General features: G+C 42.7%; 13 protein-coding genes. 2 read left to right on the top strand and 11 right to left on the bottom strand.

Annotated features, from left to right (window positions below; translation table 11 throughout):
• Positions 1-19 precede the first annotated feature (19 nt).
• The 6 genes from BM008_RS10705 to BM008_RS10680 all read right to left on the bottom strand — a co-directional run bounded on the left by BM008_RS10705 (position 20) and on the right by BM008_RS10680 (position 7,781).
• On the bottom strand, positions 20-1,429 hold the full coding sequence (locus tag BM008_RS10705) for a TraB/GumN family protein (protein WP_245748010.1): 1,410 nt from the start codon (positions 1,427-1,429) through the stop codon (positions 20-22).
• A 36-nt stretch (positions 1,430-1,465) separates the two neighbouring features.
• Positions 1,466-2,557 carry a CBS domain-containing protein gene (locus BM008_RS10700; protein ID WP_091936802.1) on the bottom strand — a complete coding sequence of 364 codons (1,092 nt, stop codon included), beginning with the start codon at positions 2,555-2,557 and terminating at the stop codon, positions 1,466-1,468.
• 246 nt (positions 2,558-2,803) lie between these two features.
• Positions 2,804-3,949: a tyrosine decarboxylase MfnA gene (gene mfnA, locus BM008_RS10695; RefSeq protein WP_091936800.1), complete on the bottom strand. Its 1,146-nt coding sequence runs from the start codon at positions 3,947-3,949 to the stop codon at positions 2,804-2,806.
• Between the two features lie 85 nt (positions 3,950-4,034).
• Complete coding sequence (locus BM008_RS10690; protein ID WP_091936798.1) at positions 4,035-4,733, bottom strand: RAD55 family ATPase; 699 nt, start codon at positions 4,731-4,733, stop codon at positions 4,035-4,037.
• Positions 4,730-5,944, bottom strand: coding sequence for a hypothetical protein (locus BM008_RS10685; RefSeq protein WP_091936796.1), 1,215 nt, complete (start codon positions 5,942-5,944; stop codon positions 4,730-4,732). Before BM008_RS10685 ends, BM008_RS10690 begins: the two co-directional genes overlap by 4 nt.
• Positions 5,945-5,981: 37 nt before the next feature.
• Positions 5,982-7,781: a PAS domain S-box protein gene (locus tag BM008_RS10680; RefSeq protein WP_091936794.1), complete on the bottom strand. Its 1,800-nt coding sequence runs from the start codon at positions 7,779-7,781 to the stop codon at positions 5,982-5,984.
• 773 nt (positions 7,782-8,554) lie between these two features.
• Here BM008_RS10680 and BM008_RS10675 point away from each other — a divergent pair.
• Positions 8,555-9,790, top strand: a complete 1,236-nt coding sequence (locus BM008_RS10675) for an ORC1-type DNA replication protein (protein ID WP_091936792.1) — start codon at positions 8,555-8,557, stop codon at positions 9,788-9,790.
• 21 nt (positions 9,791-9,811) lie between these two features.
• Here BM008_RS10675 and BM008_RS10670 read toward each other — a convergent pair whose 3' ends face one another.
• Positions 9,812-10,375, bottom strand: a complete 564-nt coding sequence (locus BM008_RS10670; protein ID WP_091936790.1) for a S24/S26 family peptidase — start codon at positions 10,373-10,375, stop codon at positions 9,812-9,814.
• A gap of 143 nt (positions 10,376-10,518) precedes the next feature.
• Between BM008_RS10670 and BM008_RS10665 the strand changes: the two genes are divergently transcribed.
• Positions 10,519-12,078, top strand: a complete 1,560-nt coding sequence (locus tag BM008_RS10665; RefSeq protein WP_091936789.1) for a DNA-directed DNA polymerase II small subunit — start codon at positions 10,519-10,521, stop codon at positions 12,076-12,078.
• Between the two features lie 44 nt (positions 12,079-12,122).
• Here BM008_RS10665 and BM008_RS10660 read toward each other — a convergent pair whose 3' ends face one another.
• Genes BM008_RS10660 through pylB form a run of 4 tightly spaced genes read right to left on the bottom strand, consistent with a single transcriptional unit; the run spans position 12,123 to position 16,753 of the window.
• Positions 12,123-13,748: a methylamine methyltransferase corrinoid protein reductive activase gene (locus BM008_RS10660; protein WP_091936787.1), complete on the bottom strand. Its 1,626-nt coding sequence runs from the start codon at positions 13,746-13,748 to the stop codon at positions 12,123-12,125.
• Between the two features lie 31 nt (positions 13,749-13,779).
• Positions 13,780-14,565, bottom strand: coding sequence for a 3-methylornithyl-N6-L-lysine dehydrogenase PylD (pylD, locus tag BM008_RS10655; protein ID WP_091936785.1), 786 nt, complete (start codon positions 14,563-14,565; stop codon positions 13,780-13,782).
• Positions 14,566-14,567: 2 nt separating this feature from the next.
• The gene (gene pylC / locus BM008_RS10650; protein WP_091936783.1) at positions 14,568-15,668 is read right to left on the bottom strand and encodes a 3-methylornithine--L-lysine ligase PylC; all 1,101 of its coding nucleotides are present in this window, start codon (positions 15,666-15,668) and stop codon (positions 14,568-14,570) included.
• Positions 15,665-16,753 (bottom strand): methylornithine synthase PylB, encoded by a 1,089-nt coding sequence (gene pylB / locus BM008_RS10645; protein WP_091936781.1) that lies wholly within the window; start codon positions 16,751-16,753, stop codon positions 15,665-15,667. Before pylB ends, pylC begins: the two co-directional genes overlap by 4 nt.
• Between the last annotated feature and the right edge of the window lie 5 nt (positions 16,754-16,758).

The raw sequence follows: 16,758 nt of genomic DNA, 5'->3' as shown, positions 1-16,758 counted from the left end.
AAAAGAGAAGAAACGGGAATTATCCCATTCCAAGAACTGCAAGTCCGGCACTGATACCATTTCTTATCATTTCCTGGGGGTCGATACCTGTGACCTGAAGCATGACATATACTCCAAGAAATGTACCGATCATACTTCCAAGATTTGCCAGAGCTGCAACCATCACAACACGGAAGAGGTTATTCTGCATCATATCCGAGGTTGTCTCGATCTCCACCAGTTCCTTGAAGTCATCAGTGGTAGGACTGCGGTATTTAGCCTCTGTAAGACCTGCGAACCATCCTGCTGCCATCATAGGGTTAAGGGAAGTAAGCCATGCCACCGAGAAAGCGGTCAGCACAGAATACGGATGTCCTCTTGCAATAATGGCTCCGGCAGCGCTGAGCACTCCGTTTATTATGAACCACCAGCCAAATGCGATAGCAAGGGTTTCCAGTGGAACTCCTGAAAGGATAAGCAATGCGAATGTACCTATCGCAATAGCAACTACAACCACTCCGAAGAGCTTCATTATATTGAACTTCTTCTTTGGTGCTTCCACTGCATAATTAGTACTTGGGATGGTCTTCGGGTTCTCAAGATATTTCTGAATACCTGCCCTGTGGCCTGCACCTACAACAGCAACGATCTTCTTGTTGCCGCCAACAGCAGCCCGTACAAGATTATTGGCCATGTATGCATCTCTTTCATCGATCAGGACCTTCACAGCATTAGGTGAGGAGTCCCTGAACTCTTCCACAAGCATAGAGACCATATCCTGATTGGTTATGGTATCCATGTCGATCTCCTGAGTTCCACCAATACCAAGAACAGCAGCTATCAGACCACCAAGCATCTTCAGTTTCTCGACAAAACCCATCTTGCTCCAGAAACGCTGCAGTGTGACCTGCACATCCCTGTCGATCAGAAGAACCTGTGCACCATTGGCCTCAGCAGCCTCAATGGCACTTATCATCTCAGCACCTGGCTGGACACCCATCTCATCAGCGAACTTCTTCTGGATATGGGCCAGCAACATATGTACAAGATAGAAATAGACCTTGCCTTCCTTTAGAAGCTCCTTTACAGGGATGTCAGCATTTTTGACATTACCCTTTATAGCTTCATATCTGGGTCTGCAAAGTTCAACAGCAACTATATCCGGCCTTTCCCTTTCAATAGTTTCATTGACTTCTCTGACACTCTTCTCAGATACATGGGCCGTACCTACGAGTATTATCTCGCTTGGCCTGTCCGTTTCCTCAGTACTTTCTCCCAGTTTTGGTTTTTCAGATGGTATTAACTCTTTGACCACCTGTATCTCAGTTGGGCCTGAGCTTGAAAAAGATGATCCTTCAGAGACCTCTTCCGAATATATCCCAGCGCCTGAGCTGGTGTGATCATAATCCGGAACTTTCTCCTGTGAATCACTTAGATTATCACGTTTCAATGTAGGTCCTCTTTTCAGAATACTTGAACTCTAGAACTACTCGTTCGATAACATCAACAAACGCATTAGGTCCGTTCTGGACAGGATACCTTTAACAGTATCGTCATCCACTACCAATATACGACCTATGTTGTTGACTGTCATGGTTTTGAAAGCTTCTGCCGCATTGGAGCTTGAAGGCACTGAAATGACATCCTTTGTCATTACATCGGAAACAAGGGATGCATAACGTTCATGCGGAAGAATATTTCGTATGTCTGTAAAGGTCACGATCCCTTTTAAAGAATTGCCCTTCATGACAGGATAACCCAGATGTTTGTTCTCGAACATGAAATGTGAGAGATCCTCTACTGTCATTTCAGGTGGAACCGAAAGAACATCTTTTGTCATTACATCAGCTATTATGTATTTTTCGAGACTTATGGTAACTGTTGTTGCCTTATCTTCCTCAGAAGCACCGATGTAGACAAAGAACGCTATCAATATCAGCCATGCATTGTAGAACAGACCGATAACTCCCATTATGAAAGCGAACATCTTACCGAATGATGCAGCATAATGGGTAGCCTTCACGTAGCTCATCCTCTTTGCATACCATGCACGAAGAAGTCTTCCACCATCCATTGGGAAGGCTGGTATGAGATTGAAGAGAGCCAGTATGATATTAATGGACGCCAGAATACTGACCATCAGGTAGAGAGAGGTAGCTTCGTATGCAGGCATCACTATAACTGCAGCTATGTTAAGTCCCACAAGACCAAAACCGATGACAAGGCTCACCAGTGGACCTGCAAAGGCCATCTTGAATTCCTGGGAAGGGTCCCTTGGTATCTCTTCCATGGAGGATACGCCTCCAAATAACAATAGAGTTATGTCCTTTATCTCAACACCATAGCTCTTGGCGATATAGGAATGCCCCAGCTCATGAAGAAGGATACATGCAAACAACAATATCGTTGTCAGAAGCGAAAGACCATAGCTCTTTGTCGTTGAGCCAATGTCTGCAAAACCATAAGGTTGCGGATTCGTTGCGAACACAAGAGCAAAAACGGGAAGGATAAGCAAAAAAGTGATATGTAGCTTTATAGGGATTCCCATTATGCTTCCGATCTTTAATGAGCTGTTCATGACAGGATGTTAGATGGATTAATATTTATTTTTATCTTATTTTTAGAAGTTCTGCTAGTTGAAATGCCCTTATGAATACTTTCACCCCGCTTGGCTCAAGAGTATATGTACCGAAGTAGTATCTTCAATTACGACAGGCAAGATGAACACACGCCTTACACGCTTCAAGGCCAGGTGTCATCAAGCCTTATTCCCTCACTTTTTTGCTATGAGCACAAAGACAGAACTGAGAAAAAAAGGATATATTCAAAGTGTGTCAAGAACTTTTTTCAGGTCCTGCACAAATGAATCCAGCATCTCGATGGTCACGTGTGGCATGATAACAAGACGGAGCCCATGAGGATTCTGGGTAATAGATACCTGCCAGTTGAATTCTTTCGCCAGCCTGCTTCTCACAAGATCAGCTTCAGGGATCTCCAGTGCAACTACGTTCATAACAGGTTCTATCAAAGGATAGACACCAATCTCAGCGAGTCTATCTAATAGATAGTGTGTGGTACTCATGCAGTCAGAAACAACTTTTCTATAACCTTCTTTTCCAAGCCGGTTCATAACTGCCCAGGTCGCTGCAACCGCAGCCCCACTTCTTGTTCCCGTGAGAGTGTACTGAGTAGAAACAGTAAGATAAGGGGTATCTGCCTTAAGACTTTCAAGCTGATCCGGGCTGCGGAAAAGAAGAACACCTGCAGGGATCGTGCTCAGCCCCATCTTATGAGGATCGATGGCTATCGAGGTCACACCCGGCAAACTGAAATCGAATTCCTGAGAATCTTCAAGGAAAGGAAGAACAAAGCCACCAAATGCAGCATCCACATGTAAAAAGATATTGTTCTTTATCGCTATATCAGAAAGAACATCTATCTGGTCCACCTGACCGAACTCCGTTGACCCTGCTATCGCAACCAGACCTATGGTATTCTCATCAATGAGAGACATAACAGACTCGATAGACACCTTAAGGTCTTTATCCAGAGAAGCTTTTCGAAGTTCGATATCAAGGATATCGGATACCTTATCAAATGAAAAATGAGCTGAATCCGGAACTACAAGATTAGGTCTATGACATTTATCCTTTCTCTGGAAGATATTACGCATGGAACGTATTGCCTGGATATTGGATTCTGTTCCACCGGTGGTCATGTAACCTGAAGCTTCAGAATGATGAAGAAGATCACCAAGAGATCCCAGAATTTCATTTTCAAGATTATATGTTCCCCTGAAAAGACCAAAATCACCCATGTTCGACTCTATGAACTGCATGTGCGCTTCGACAGCTATCTCATGTGGATAGGTGCACATGGAACTCAGCACACGTCCGTATTTCAGGTCCTGCCCTTTCGAGTCGTTCAGAACGTTCCGTATTTGCTCTTCAGATAGACCAGTTTCATTCATTTGCTATATGAATAATAGAAGATGCTTAAAACAATTGTGTTGTGAACTGAAATTCAGGCAGGTACCGGAAGGATAAGATATGGGATCATGAGATACCCTTGTATATCTTAAGACCTTGATCGGAAACCGTAACCACCCACGGATCCATGCTATGAGTAGCAGCACGCATCTTAAGTACCCTTATGAAACGATAGGAAACGTTCTGCTTTGAAGAGATACCCAGCTCAATGATACCATCTGCCAGATAACCTTCAATACCTGCACCTGACTGGCTCTGGTCAAGTGTGTTGAAACTCTCGAATATGACAAATGATGTCAGGTTCTCCCTGCGCAGTGGCTCGAAAAGATGATACAGGCGTTTACGTATCTCATCCTCACCTTCATCCATCAAAGAGTAAAGAGCACCCAGAGAATCAAGGGCTACACATGTGAACTTCGCACCCCATTTCCTCTTGTATTGCATTATCTGGGTCTCGATCGTACTTATCAGGTCCTGGGAATACTCATCGAACTGCAAACGATAATCACTATAATCAAGGATCCCAAGATTTTCTGTAAGTTTGACACCCATGTGCTCCATATTCCTTATATGATTAGCCTTGCTTTCCTCAAGGGTTATGTAAAGACCATATTCATCGGCCGCTTTGAGATAACTGGAAAGCATTGAGAATGTAAAACCGGATTTTAGAGTACCGGGAGCTCCTGTTATCAATACAACACTGTTCTTTGGGATATCAGTAAGGAAGACCTTGTTCAATCCCTCTATCGTATCTATAAACCTCAAATCTCATCACCCAATCTATCCATCATCTTCTTTTTAGCATAGTTCATTTCAAATTCCCTGAGCCTTTCAGATTCAAAAGTACCTTCTAATGAAGAGCATCTCATCTTTTCATTGATGTATTTTCTGATCATGGCTATGGACTTTGGCAACAAATTAAATTCATCATCAATAAACTCTGTCTGTCTCATATGCTCAAGCTTTGACTCAACAGCAAATGAGTCAAGGCCACATAGATAAACAAAGCCTGGTCTTTCCTTTACTCCAAGATAGACAGCACTTATGAGCTTAAAAACACTGTCTTCTCCGGGATCCAGACATACATAGAGAGCCAGAGCTATCGATCTCTCTATGGATTCAAGAGTTACAATGACATCATATTTTGTCTTGATAATAAGGCTCAATGCACCAATATCGGTCTCTTCTATCTTTACAGAGCTTATCTGCTTGACAGGAAGGAAACGCCATATATTCTCAGTGCTCACATGTCCTACAATAGAAGAACTTTCAAATTTCCATATGAGCTTGTTCATCTTCTCTGTGGCTCTGAAGCTAGTCGTGCGGCTCCAGCTTTTCGAGATATTACTAAAAGAGGTCTTGAGGTCCTTACCAAGTGAACCCTCTCCTTTGCCTTTAAGCCCTTCTACCAATGCAAGTCCGGTAGGAGTAACAAGAGCGAACTCATCTACAAGTTTTCTCTTTCTAAGTACATTGAATGCATGTTTTAGCAATAGTTTGTCTCTGTCGAACATGGGTAGCAATACATCTACATCCTTGATGCCTGTTGAAAGCAGAAAAAGCAATCTTACCTGTGCCGGTTCGAGCTGACCATACATGGCATCCACACTAAAACCAAGTAATGTCATCAGATACGACTTGAATTTTTCAATATTCTTCTTATCACCGGTGAAAATCATCGCAGTGGTTACATATCCTGTTCCGAACAGTGATAATTTCTTGTAGTCCACAACTATGTAACTTGAGTTCTTGCTTGAAGAGATGATCTTATTAACAACAGATTTTGGAAGCTTTCTGTCAACAAGTTCCACTGCCTTTAAAGGAATAGTATCCCATCCACCTTCTTTAGGTAGCCATATATCCTGATCACTTATTCCTACAGACCCATGGGCCCACTGGGAATTGGAAATAGCTATATTGGTCACAAGTTGAGGGATATCTGTGATATAGTCCAGTTCAACCTCTGAATAGTTCATTCACAATATGTCCTTATTTATGTGTTCCACTATCAGTCTAAATGCACTTTATCGGTTTCATCCAGCGTGTCATAAGATAGAAGTCCTTCGTATCCAGCGCAAGAGAATTAACATGTATTATCATGCTCGAGTTTGAATCCATAACTGAATCGTTCACTTCTTCAACTGCTTTGATAACGGATCTTATATCATTGTCCAGGCTCAGATATTCGAGACCATCCAGGAAAACTACTCCACTGTCAACCTTCTCAATGAAATTTAAAATTGTAGGCTGCAATTTGTAAAGCTCGCTGGAGTCGATAAATGGAATATCACCTGTCTGGTTCTTTGTGAACCATATGAAAGGTGTTTTGAGAAGGCCATATGTCTTGCGCACCCTAGCAGGGTTCTGTCTTGTTATACAAAGACCCGGCGCCCCACTTTTGACCATATTGGAGAACAAGCGATATGTCTCATCTGTATTGACATCATCTATAAAGTAGACATTTCCAGGCTCCAGATCTATATATTTATCATCGTGGACAGATTCCTGTTCAATGGATTCTTCCTGCAAAGGATCCACAAAAATACCTCTCAGATCAGACAGAGCCTGTAAGGTCACAACAGTCTTTTCATCCATTCCTTCTTTATCTATCAATGATTGTGAAACGTTGGCAACAATTGATGTCCCCGCTTTTGTAACAAACTCCAGTACAAGTGATCTTTCAGAACCCTGCACGAATTTTTCAGGTTTTGATATAAGACCAATAAAAGGAGCACCTATAAGCTCGTCGAGATCATAGCCCAGCATATCTATAGCTTTCTGATTTACAGTGGTTATCCTTTGCTGGGCATCAAGGGATACAGTTGCTATAGGTGTGAGCTCCATGAGATTGCGGATATAATCATATGTCTGCTCCAACTCATTCCTTGATATCTTCAGGCTATCCTCTGATATCTTCTGGTCAGTGATATCACGACTTAAGCCAACGATGCCTTCAATTTCTCCGTCGTCTCCAATAATTGGTGTTTTAATTGTTTCGAGGAATTTCTTATTACCCTGGGGATCAATAAAATCTGCTGAGGTTCGAACTGCTTTTTTAGTTCTCATCACTTCGTCGTCAGACTCTTGGAAAGAACTTGCCAGGAAATCGGAAAAAAGCTCTCTGTCGGTCTTTCCTATAATATCTTTTTTCTCCAGGCCAATAAAATTTTCAAATGCTTTGTTGGCAACTATATTTTTGCCATGTGAGTCTTTAAAATAAACTATCTCAGGAATTGTCTCTATCAAAGTATTGAACGTTAACTGTGACTCACGAAGCTCATTTTCAATATGGATCCTTTCCATGACCTCGGCTTGTAATTCTTCGTTAACTGCAATAAGGTCATCTGTTCTTTCAGCAATAAGGACCTCAAGATTTGCCGGTTCATATTCTTCTGAAAAACAAGCCTTATCGTATTTAAAAAAACGAATATATCCAATGATATATTCTATTTCACCTTCTGAGTTGTAGACAAAAGATGATTTTAGATGAATATTGTTACCGGAATCATCAAGATAGCTCTTGTATTCAAAAGATGGTTCTTTTTGTTCTATGGACCTGCGACAATTTTCGCAAGGAGAAGTTCTTCCTATCATCTCATAGCATTTTCTGTTAAGTGGTTCCGTTCTTTTAAAACCGGTGAACTCATATCCACTTTTGTTCAGGAACAAAATATTGTAATGTTTGTCATAGATAGCAGCTACGTAGGGAAACGTATCAAATGCATTTCTAAGAATAGGATTATTTATTATTTCATCAATGGTATACTGGGTAACTGCTAAAGATGATTCATTATTTCCTTTTTCTTTTTTCATGCTCCCATTCACCACATTGATCAGATAGGAGTATTATATTGTTTATTCTATATATTAATTTACAAAAATAAAAACACTTTTTCAGTTTTCAGATTCCCATTTTTTATTTGGTGATATTTAAAAGATATTTACTACTGTGAGAGACCCCTTTGTTTCGACTGGATAATAAAAGATCTTACAAAATGCATTTTTCCAGATATCAGGATTTTTTCATGTTTACTTCTTTGATATCTTTACAACTGTGAGTGACCCCATTGTTTCAACTGGAACCTTAGCAAAAACAATCATCTTTCGATTTTAGCGCTTAACTTTTTATTTATTTTTTAATTTTTACAAAGTTTTCTTACTTGATTACGAGATAATTTTATATACTATATTGTTGATACTTACACCGCCATCTTTTTTTCAAAATTTAAAAAAAAAGTAGTTCTATCTTTTTTCTAGCTTCCAGTCGAGATCATAGGGTCTCTGTGGTTTATAAACTTTCCAGTTGAAATAAAGGGGTTTAACTCCATAGGAAACCAGTTTGCTTATAACCTTAAGATGAAATCAATAAACAACAATGTTTCTTGTATCTTTTTTTAATGCTTCTTTTTAATTTTATATTGAACTCCAGTTGAAACAAAGGGGTCTAAACCACAAACATTAATAACCTCACCTTCCATTGTATCATCTGGAATAGAGAGAACATGATGATCTGATGGATGGGGATCATCATTAAAAAAGCGTTATTGTGAGTTTCGTTATCTTACAGGAAAGGGTGAAAGAAGTAAATGCAAAATAAATCATTAGATGGATTATTCCAGGAACTACTGGAAAATGAACCTATTTTCAAAAATAAAGAGGTTTTAAGACATTCATATACTCCTGATTCTCTTGTACATCGTGATGATCAGATCAACAGTCTGGCATCTATCCTTGTTTCAGCGCTTAGAGGAGACACACCTTCAAATATCCTTATCTATGGAAAGACAGGAACAGGTAAAACTGCTGTCACAAGACATGTTGGTATCGAACTTGAGAGAAAAGGTGAATCACTTGGTCTTTCCTGTAAAGTTGTCTATCTGAACTGTGAGGTCATTGACACTCAGTACAGGCTTCTTGCAAACCTGACACGTCAGTTCGGTGAAGATGTCCCGATGACCGGTTGGCCAACTGATCAGGTATTTTTCAAATTTAAAGAGACGATCGACAATGAGAGACAGGTTGTTATCATTATTCTTGATGAGATCGATAAGCTCATCAAAAAAGGCGATGACGTTCTTTACAATCTTTCAAGGATAAATACGGATCTTGCGAATGCTAAGGTAAGTATGATCGGCGTTTCGAATGACCTGAAATTCACAGAGTTCCTTGATCCAAGAGTAAAAAGCTCCCTTGGAGAAGAAGAAATTATTTTCCCTCCTTATGATGCTGATCAGATAAGTGATATCCTTCATGAAAGAGCTCAGATAGCCTACAAGCCAGATGCTCTTGATGAAATGGTCATTCCTCTTTGTGCTGCATTTGCAGCTCAGGAACATGGTGATGCAAGACGTGCACTTGACCTTCTAAGAGTTGCAGGTGAGATCGCTGAAAGAGAGAATAAGTCCCGTGTTGAAGAACAGCATGTAAAAGGCGCTCAGGAAAAGATCGAGATCGACCGTGTCATAGAGGTTGTACGCACACTTCCGACCCAGTCAAAACTTGCACTTTACAGCGTCATGCTCCTGAGGAACAATGGTTACAAGAACGTAACTACAGGCGAGGTCTACAATGTCTATCGTCAGTTATGTCTGCATGTGGATATGGATATCCTTACACAGCGCAGGGTCACTGATCTCATGTCCGAGCTGGACATGCTTGGTATCGTGAATGCTGTTGTAGTAAGTAAAGGAAGATACGGCAGGACAAAAGAGATCGTTCTGAGCGTTCCTATCAACAGTACCAGAAAAGTGCTTTTCGAGGACTACAGACTTAAACCGCTTGAGAACTTCAAGCCGGTCCTCACCACTCAACTACATCTTTAAATTAAAAAAGTAAAAAAAAAGTTAGAAGCTTGGAAGCATCAATCTAAGGTAGCCGACATATGGTACCTTGTAACGTGCGATGCCTATTATCCATTCTTCCTTGACCGGCATCAGGTAACTCACCCGACCTTGCTGGTCATAGTATTGGTTCGTCACTGTATTATCGCCTTTTGTGATATATCCTGCATGAGGAGCAGCGGGCCCGCCATCCCACATTGGCTCTCCTGCTTCAACATAGTACATTGCACGATGGATGATAGGGGTAACACCTTCCTGGCCATAGGGTCTGTAAAGTATAACGTTGCCGTAATTTTCGAATGTCGAATAGGAATTATTGTTGCCTTCCTCATAGGTCACAACATCTGTCCTGTCAATGCTCTGGATGAAGATTATATCACCGATGTTCATATGAGGTTCCATACTTCCGGATTCCACAGCCACCATAGGCGCCCACATCCCGAAGACCACCTGGGAGAAAGATGCGAATATCAGTACAGCTGCCAGAACGGTCAAAATGTCGCGCGCGAGCGAAACAAAGAAATCATCGCTTTCTTTGAAAGCATGGAATGCTTCTTTTAAGTTCATTGTTCATACCTGCGTTATTCCGAATGAAAGAATGTATTTATGAGTTAAGGAATATATTTGCACAAAATAAAATGTTAACGGCATCAGATAATTTTGTAAGTTATTTTATTGTACCATAATTTCCATTTAGACCTGCTATTGATATGAATGAGATCGATGTTCTAACGGCCTTCATCGAGGAAGGTTATCAGATAAGTCCCGAAGCAGTGGACCTCATATGTTCCCATTGTTCCCCGAAGGAACTTGTAGCATATGTACTTGAAAATATAGACCTCTCAGTTCTTGTCATCGATGTTGAACATATTGATCTTGAGAGTTTCAGTTCTCTGACCCATGTGAATGAAGAGAGCTTTCATCTGTCAGATGAGCTTACTTCTGGAGCTGACAGCTCTTATGAACATTCCTACCAGGCACCTTCCATGCCTGAAGGGTTCCAGAGCAATTACTGTAATGTTGAAAGTCCCATAGCTATTCTTTCTGATATCACTGACAATTCTACATGTGTAGGTGAATACATGGAGTTCGTGCAGTTCTTCAGGAACCGTTACACCAGGCTAAGTGATATTATACGTAGCAGGATAACAGCCCGTCCTATCGAGAGCCTGAAAAAAGGAAAAGGTACTAATTTCAGGGGAAGCAAAGATGCCAGTGAGATATCAATAATCGGTATGATATCTGATATGAAGAGCACCAGTAATGGACATAAGATCATTGAGGTGGAAGACCCCACTGGTTCGTTCTCCGTCCTTATACGTATGGCTGATAAGGAACTGTTCGAGCAGGCAAGTCACTTCGTACTGGATGAGGTTGTTGGGTTCACAGGGAATCTGACGAACGACGGAAATCTTATGATAGTGCAGAAGATAACCCTCCCCGATCTTCCGGCAGTAAATCCTAAAAGGACCAAAACATCTGGAAAGGCTGTCCTAACATCTGATATTCACATAGGAAGCAATACATTTCTTGAAGAACCATGGGAAAGGTTCCTTGATTTCCTTAATGGTGACACTGACAACGAAGCTCTGGCTGCTATCTCAAAGGAGATCCGTTATCTTCTTGTTGCAGGAGATCTTGTTGACGGTGTAGGTATCTATCCCGGACAGGACGAGGAACTCTCGATCCTGGATGTGTATGATCAATATAAAAAGGCCGGCGAGTATTTCTCAATGATCCCAAAGCACATCAAGATCATTATTTCTCCTGGAAACCACGATGCAGTACGTCAGGCTGAACCACAGCCCAGATTGCCGGAGTCGATCAGGGATTATTTCCCTGAGAATGTCACTTTTGTGGGTAATCCATCTATTGTGGATCTGGATGGCGTTAAAGTGATGCTCTATCACGGTCGTTCCATTGATGATCTGGTAGCAGCAGTTCCCGGTGTATCATATGCTGATCCTACAAAAGCAATGGTAGAGATGATGAAGTTCAGGCATCTTTCACCGATATATGGAAGCCGTGTTTCCATTGCACCGGAAAAGAAGGATTATTTTGTTATTGGAAATGTACCTGATATTCTTCATTGTGGCCACGTACATACCGTGGGTGTGGAATGGTACAAGAACGTCCTGTTGATAAATTCGGGTACCTGGCAGGACCAGACCGAGTTCCAGAAAAGGGTAAATGTCGTTCCGACACCTGCACAGGTGCCGGTAGTGGACCTTGAGACCCTGAAAACAACTATTTTGAAGTTCAATGAATGACCAAATAACCCGTTGGTTTCCACTGGAACTCCAATGATTAATCATTATATATCTTTTATCTTGAGCAGTGAATGGTTCATGGTCTGCTCAGGACAGATCGTCACACAACGCCTGCAGCTTGTACCAAGGCAATGCTGACTGTCTATGTAGACAGACTTCTGTCCATCCATTTCTACGATCTCCACTGCATCCTCGGGACACTCTTCCACACACTGATGACAGAGTGTACATTTCTCCACCGGAGCTTCAAGTGTTATTCCGATATCCGTTACAATATCAAGACCAAGGTATCCAACATCATCTATATCCCTGGACACTCTTCTTTCGATCTCAACCTCTTCAAGGTCCTGTGGAAATACCGGGATACCGTACATTTCCAGCATCTGAGCATACATCTCAGCAGGCATTCCCTGCTGCCAGGTGGAAAGTTCGCAGACGTAAATATCCTTGAAGGTCTCACTGGTTGCCATCATCAGATGGTCTGCATGTATCCTTTTGGCCACCGCAATGACCTCATCCAGTTTTGAGACATCTATAGCGATCTTCCTTGCAAGTCCAATGGAAGTGTTACCGAATTGAATTATTCCCTTTGAGAAACCGGGAACTGAACCTATATGCCGTGCTTTGTTCGCATCAACATAGGTGCCTGTGGCCCCTGACATGTATGAGTATCTCAGGTCCTCATACTTCAATCCCGATTCCACCATTAGTGTCATGTGGGCGGCACGGATGGCGCCAATAGCCTTACCGACCTCTTCTACGTCCTGGTCAGTGATGATTATACTGTCCCCAAGTATCAGTTTTCCATTGGGCAGTTTCGGGAGTTTCTCGATAAGTCCTTCCTTGATGGCCAGTGCCATTGTGGAAATGACCCCTGTACCTGTTATTCCTTTAGGGACAAGTTCTCCTTCCTCGATGGTCTCCCCGCTTACCGGATCTACAAGAGGCCCTTTTCCGGGGTTCATTGTACTGTCAAGAACAGTAAGTCTCCAGTGTCCGCTCTCTACATTGATATCACTGATAGCTCCGGGACCGGCAAGTATACCACATGCTATTCCCTGTCCTTCTATTGCAGGGCCGGCAGCAGCACTTGCAGTTATTATCCTCTCGCCGATCTTGAGTGCCATTTCGGCATTGGTCCCGTAATCTGTTACAAGACAGGGTTCTGTCTGGTGAATGAAATCGGTTTCAAGCATCATTGCAAGGGCATCAGCACCTATCTCATGTTTGATCGCTGGCGGGATGACTATCTCGCAGTTATCCATTGGATAGATATCCCCGAAGAGTTCGTTTGCGGGAAATATCCTTGCATCCCTTTTCACATCCCTGACGCCAAGTGATTCCTGCTTGTTCTCACCTGCAAATGCAAGGTCCCTTATCTCCATGTTCTGGAAAAGTGAGAGTTGTATCGGATTTCCGCAGACCGCTATACGCTGTATCTTCTCAGGTTCAACATCGAACTTGTCCAGTATTTCCTTTACAGTTTCGATGATAAGTCTGTGGGCAACATCCGTTCCGGTGCTCATTGCAAAATCGAGGTGGTCCATTACATTACCACCAGGGAGTGGATGCCCCATTGTGATAACGGTCTTTACGGTCTCATTCTTCTCAAGGTCGATGAGCTGTGACCTGAAACCGCTTGTTCCAAGGTCCAGGGAAATAACATACATTCTCTCAACACTCCATTTTCAATTTCTGATGTTAGTTCTGTATCACAGAATACAGCATTGAAGCCACTCCAATAACAAGGGGCTCCATCACAAGGTCAACACGATACTTCTTACCGATCTCAGGTGGGAGTCCGCATGGTATCCCGGGAGTTGAGACAAGACATCTCTCCTCGATCATTCCTTCTGATATGGTGTCGGCATTTGGTGTCGCTTCAAAGACCATGGAGAACTTCTTCCTGTCATCGCTGCAGTAGGGATTGATCCCAAGTTCATCAACAGCCTTCTGGAGAAATTCCTTGTTCGGATCACAGGCATAGACATTGAATCCCTTGTTCACAAGATGACAGGCTCCGGCATAGCCGACCCTTCCAAGTCCGATGACAAGTATGTCCTTTGAACTTGCTTCCTGGAACCTTGATGCGATATCTGCATATACTACACCTGTTGCAACGTGATTGCTCACTATCTTCTCATTTCTCAGGTTGTGGGCAGTGAAGATGTGGTCATCTGCCATCATTATGATATCAGCACCCCTGGAAACAGCTTCATAGTAGCCAGTTACATCAGGATGTTCTGTTATGAATCCTTCAAAACCGAAATATTCGACTATGTACAGGAGGGATGATGTGAAATTGCCGATGATGCCGTTACCAGCAGTTATCGGGATAATACCAACTTTTTCAGAGCCTGGTTCGGTTCCGTAAAGTGATTCGCATATTCCTCTTATATCAAGACCTGTGACCCTTCTTGCGATCTCATCGTTCTCTTCAAGCTGCATTGAAAGGTTCTCAAGGTCCTCTGGTGTTAAAAGTGCCATTTTTATTCCTCCTGTTCATTACTGAAATGACCGATGATCATTTCCATTGCGTTCTGTCTTACTTTTTCCGTCTCTTCTCTGTCAGTTCCCCAGCTTATAAGGGTGAAAACACTGTTCTTGTTCTCTCCCCTGGACTCGAATATCTCAAGCCCTTCAGAAGCATGGAACTGTACGTATTCATCTCCCTGAGAGAGCACATGCTCTCCAACAGGTTTCAGGATATCATTTTCAAGTAGCAGATGCTCGTAGATGCAGTAATTTAGTTCAGAAACACTGTCCATTTCCTGAACCTCTCCTGAGAATGCCTGCATGAGCAATTCCACGAGGTTCACACCTGTGGAATGGTAGACTGCTGTTGGTGTCTGGCTCGGGAACCTTGCATCTATCTCCAGAACCTTCAGTCCTTTAGGGCTGTCTATTGCTTCGACATCCATTATCCCGCGAAGGTTGATGTTCTTTGCAAGCTCATAGCTGATCTTCCTGAACTCAGGATAGTTATCAATAGGTGTCACCATATGGCAGTCGTAGGTTTCATCGATATGTATCTTCGTTTCCTTTACAACTGCAAAGTGAGTGCCATCCCCTATCACTTCAAGGGAGATCACGTCACCCTCTACGTATTCCTCGATGAGCATTGAAGGGTCAAGTCCCTCAAGTCCTGCATTATCATATATTATAGAGGTCCCGATACTGCTGCTCTCACAAGGTGGCTTCACAAAATATGGTGGACTGGAGGGCTTATCAGCAGGTGTGGGGATATTGATGGAATTGAAGTAGTCCTTTGAACGCTTCTTATCCATACTGATGTGGTAGGCATCGAAATCAAAGAGTACAGGACATGAAAGCTGATCCTTTATGCTTCTGAGGAACTCTATGGTCTCGAGGTTCTCGTTCACAGGGATGATGGCGTCCACATCTTCTGAGAGTTCTCTCAGTTTTTTGGGTTCCTTTACCACATCAAAACACTGGAAACTATCAACCACATTGCGTATGAGAGGCTTTTCCCTGCGGTCTACAAGTACGACATCCATGCCTGCTTTGTGTGCAAGATAAGTGACCTCAAAACCCTGTAGCTTGCCACCGATAATGCAGATAGTTGTCATGCTACCACCGGGATTCTGGCAGGCTTTGTTCTCCTCTTCTCTATTATACTATTGAACTCGGCCTGGCTTGCAGGTTCCATGCCCATGGACCTCAGGCGCTTGATGACGCTCTTTGAGTCCCTGTCCCTTTCCTCAAGCTCCCTGTCATAGTTGACAACGCCTTCGAGTGAGGAATCTGCAGATATGATGGATGTGACAACATTTGCACCAGCGTTCAGGCGATGGACCATACCATCTATTCCTTCAAGGTCAAGGGATGCCGGTATGAGCTTATCAGGGAACATCAGTCTGAGCACTGATATTATCTTCAGTTCAGAGAGACTGGATTCCTGGTCAACTTCTTCAAGGGGGGTTCCTTCCTGTGGAACAAAGGTCATGACACGCACCATGTCAGGCTGTCCGTTCTCCATGCCACGAAGTGAGACGATGGTTGACTCGATATCGTTACCAACACCTGTGAGTATTCCATCCTCGACACAGTAGCCGATATTCTTTGCGAATTGTCTGGCGTGGTTCCTTTCATCAAAGGATTGCCCGACCCTCAGTTTCCGGTAGAGGTCCTTATCGTGTGTTTCTTGATAGAGGGCAAGGAAATTAGCTCCGTTCTCATGGAGCTTTGTAAGGGTTGTATCGTCCATTACACCGGGAGATATCATAATTGGAAGTCCGGTCTCTTCCTTCACTGCCTTTACAACGTCAACGAACTTTTCAGGTTCATTGTGGAAATATGGATCTTCTCCCATGGTAAGGTCTACCATGTGGATGGTCTCGTTCTTAACTGCCCTTGCTATACTGCGTATCTCGTCCATGTCCAGACGGTAGCGCTGTATATCGTTGCACCTGTTGTAGTAACAGAAGGCACAATTGTTCTTGCAGTGGGTTGAGAAATAAACGAAGCTGTAGAGGAAGACCCTGTTGCCGAAAAAGTGATCCCTCACTTTCCTTGCAACATAGTTCAGTTTCTGTATGTCCTCTTCTTCTGTCAGGGAAAGAAGCTCCCTCAGGTTATCGTCTGTGAGCTTACGACCTCTTATAATACTATCTGCTACAGCATCGAGGTCCCAGTAATTGATATTACTTATCATGATGG

Source organism: Methanolobus profundi, assembly GCF_900114835.1.
GTDB lineage: Archaea > Halobacteriota > Methanosarcinia > Methanosarcinales > Methanosarcinaceae > Methanolobus > Methanolobus profundi.
The sequence above is the reverse complement of the archived record's forward strand: the minus strand, read 5'-3'. Positions and strand labels throughout refer to the sequence as shown.

What these genes read in the sequence shown, in the direction of transcription:
- BM008_RS10700 (WP_091936802.1), bottom strand. Translation starts at nt 2,557, where the DNA reads ATGAACAGCTCATTAAAGATCGGAAGCATAATGGGAATCCCTATAAAG.
- mfnA (WP_091936800.1), bottom strand. Translation starts at nt 3,949, where the DNA reads ATGAATGAAACTGGTCTATCTGAAGAGCAAATACGGAACGTTCTGAAC.
- BM008_RS10685 (WP_091936796.1), bottom strand. Translation starts at nt 5,944, where the DNA reads ATGAACTATTCAGAGGTTGAACTGGACTATATCACAGATATCCCTCAA.
- BM008_RS10680 (WP_091936794.1), bottom strand. Translation starts at nt 7,781, where the DNA reads ATGAAAAAAGAAAAAGGAAATAATGAATCATCTTTAGCAGTTACCCAG.
- BM008_RS10675 (WP_091936792.1), top strand. Translation starts at nt 8,555, where the DNA reads ATGCAAAATAAATCATTAGATGGATTATTCCAGGAACTACTGGAAAAT.
- BM008_RS10670 (WP_091936790.1), bottom strand. Translation starts at nt 10,375, where the DNA reads ATGAACTTAAAAGAAGCATTCCATGCTTTCAAAGAAAGCGATGATTTC.
- BM008_RS10665 (WP_091936789.1), top strand. Translation starts at nt 10,519, where the DNA reads ATGAATGAGATCGATGTTCTAACGGCCTTCATCGAGGAAGGTTATCAG.
- BM008_RS10660 (WP_091936787.1), bottom strand. Translation starts at nt 13,748, where the DNA reads ATGTATGTTATTTCCCTGGACCTTGGAACAAGCGGTTTCAGGTCACAG.
- pylD (WP_091936785.1), bottom strand. Translation starts at nt 14,565, where the DNA reads ATGGCACTTTTAACACCAGAGGACCTTGAGAACCTTTCAATGCAGCTT.
- pylC (WP_091936783.1), bottom strand. Translation starts at nt 15,668, where the DNA reads ATGACAACTATCTGCATTATCGGTGGCAAGCTACAGGGTTTTGAGGTC.
- pylB (WP_091936781.1), bottom strand. Translation starts at nt 16,753, where the DNA reads ATGATAAGTAATATCAATTACTGGGACCTCGATGCTGTAGCAGATAGT.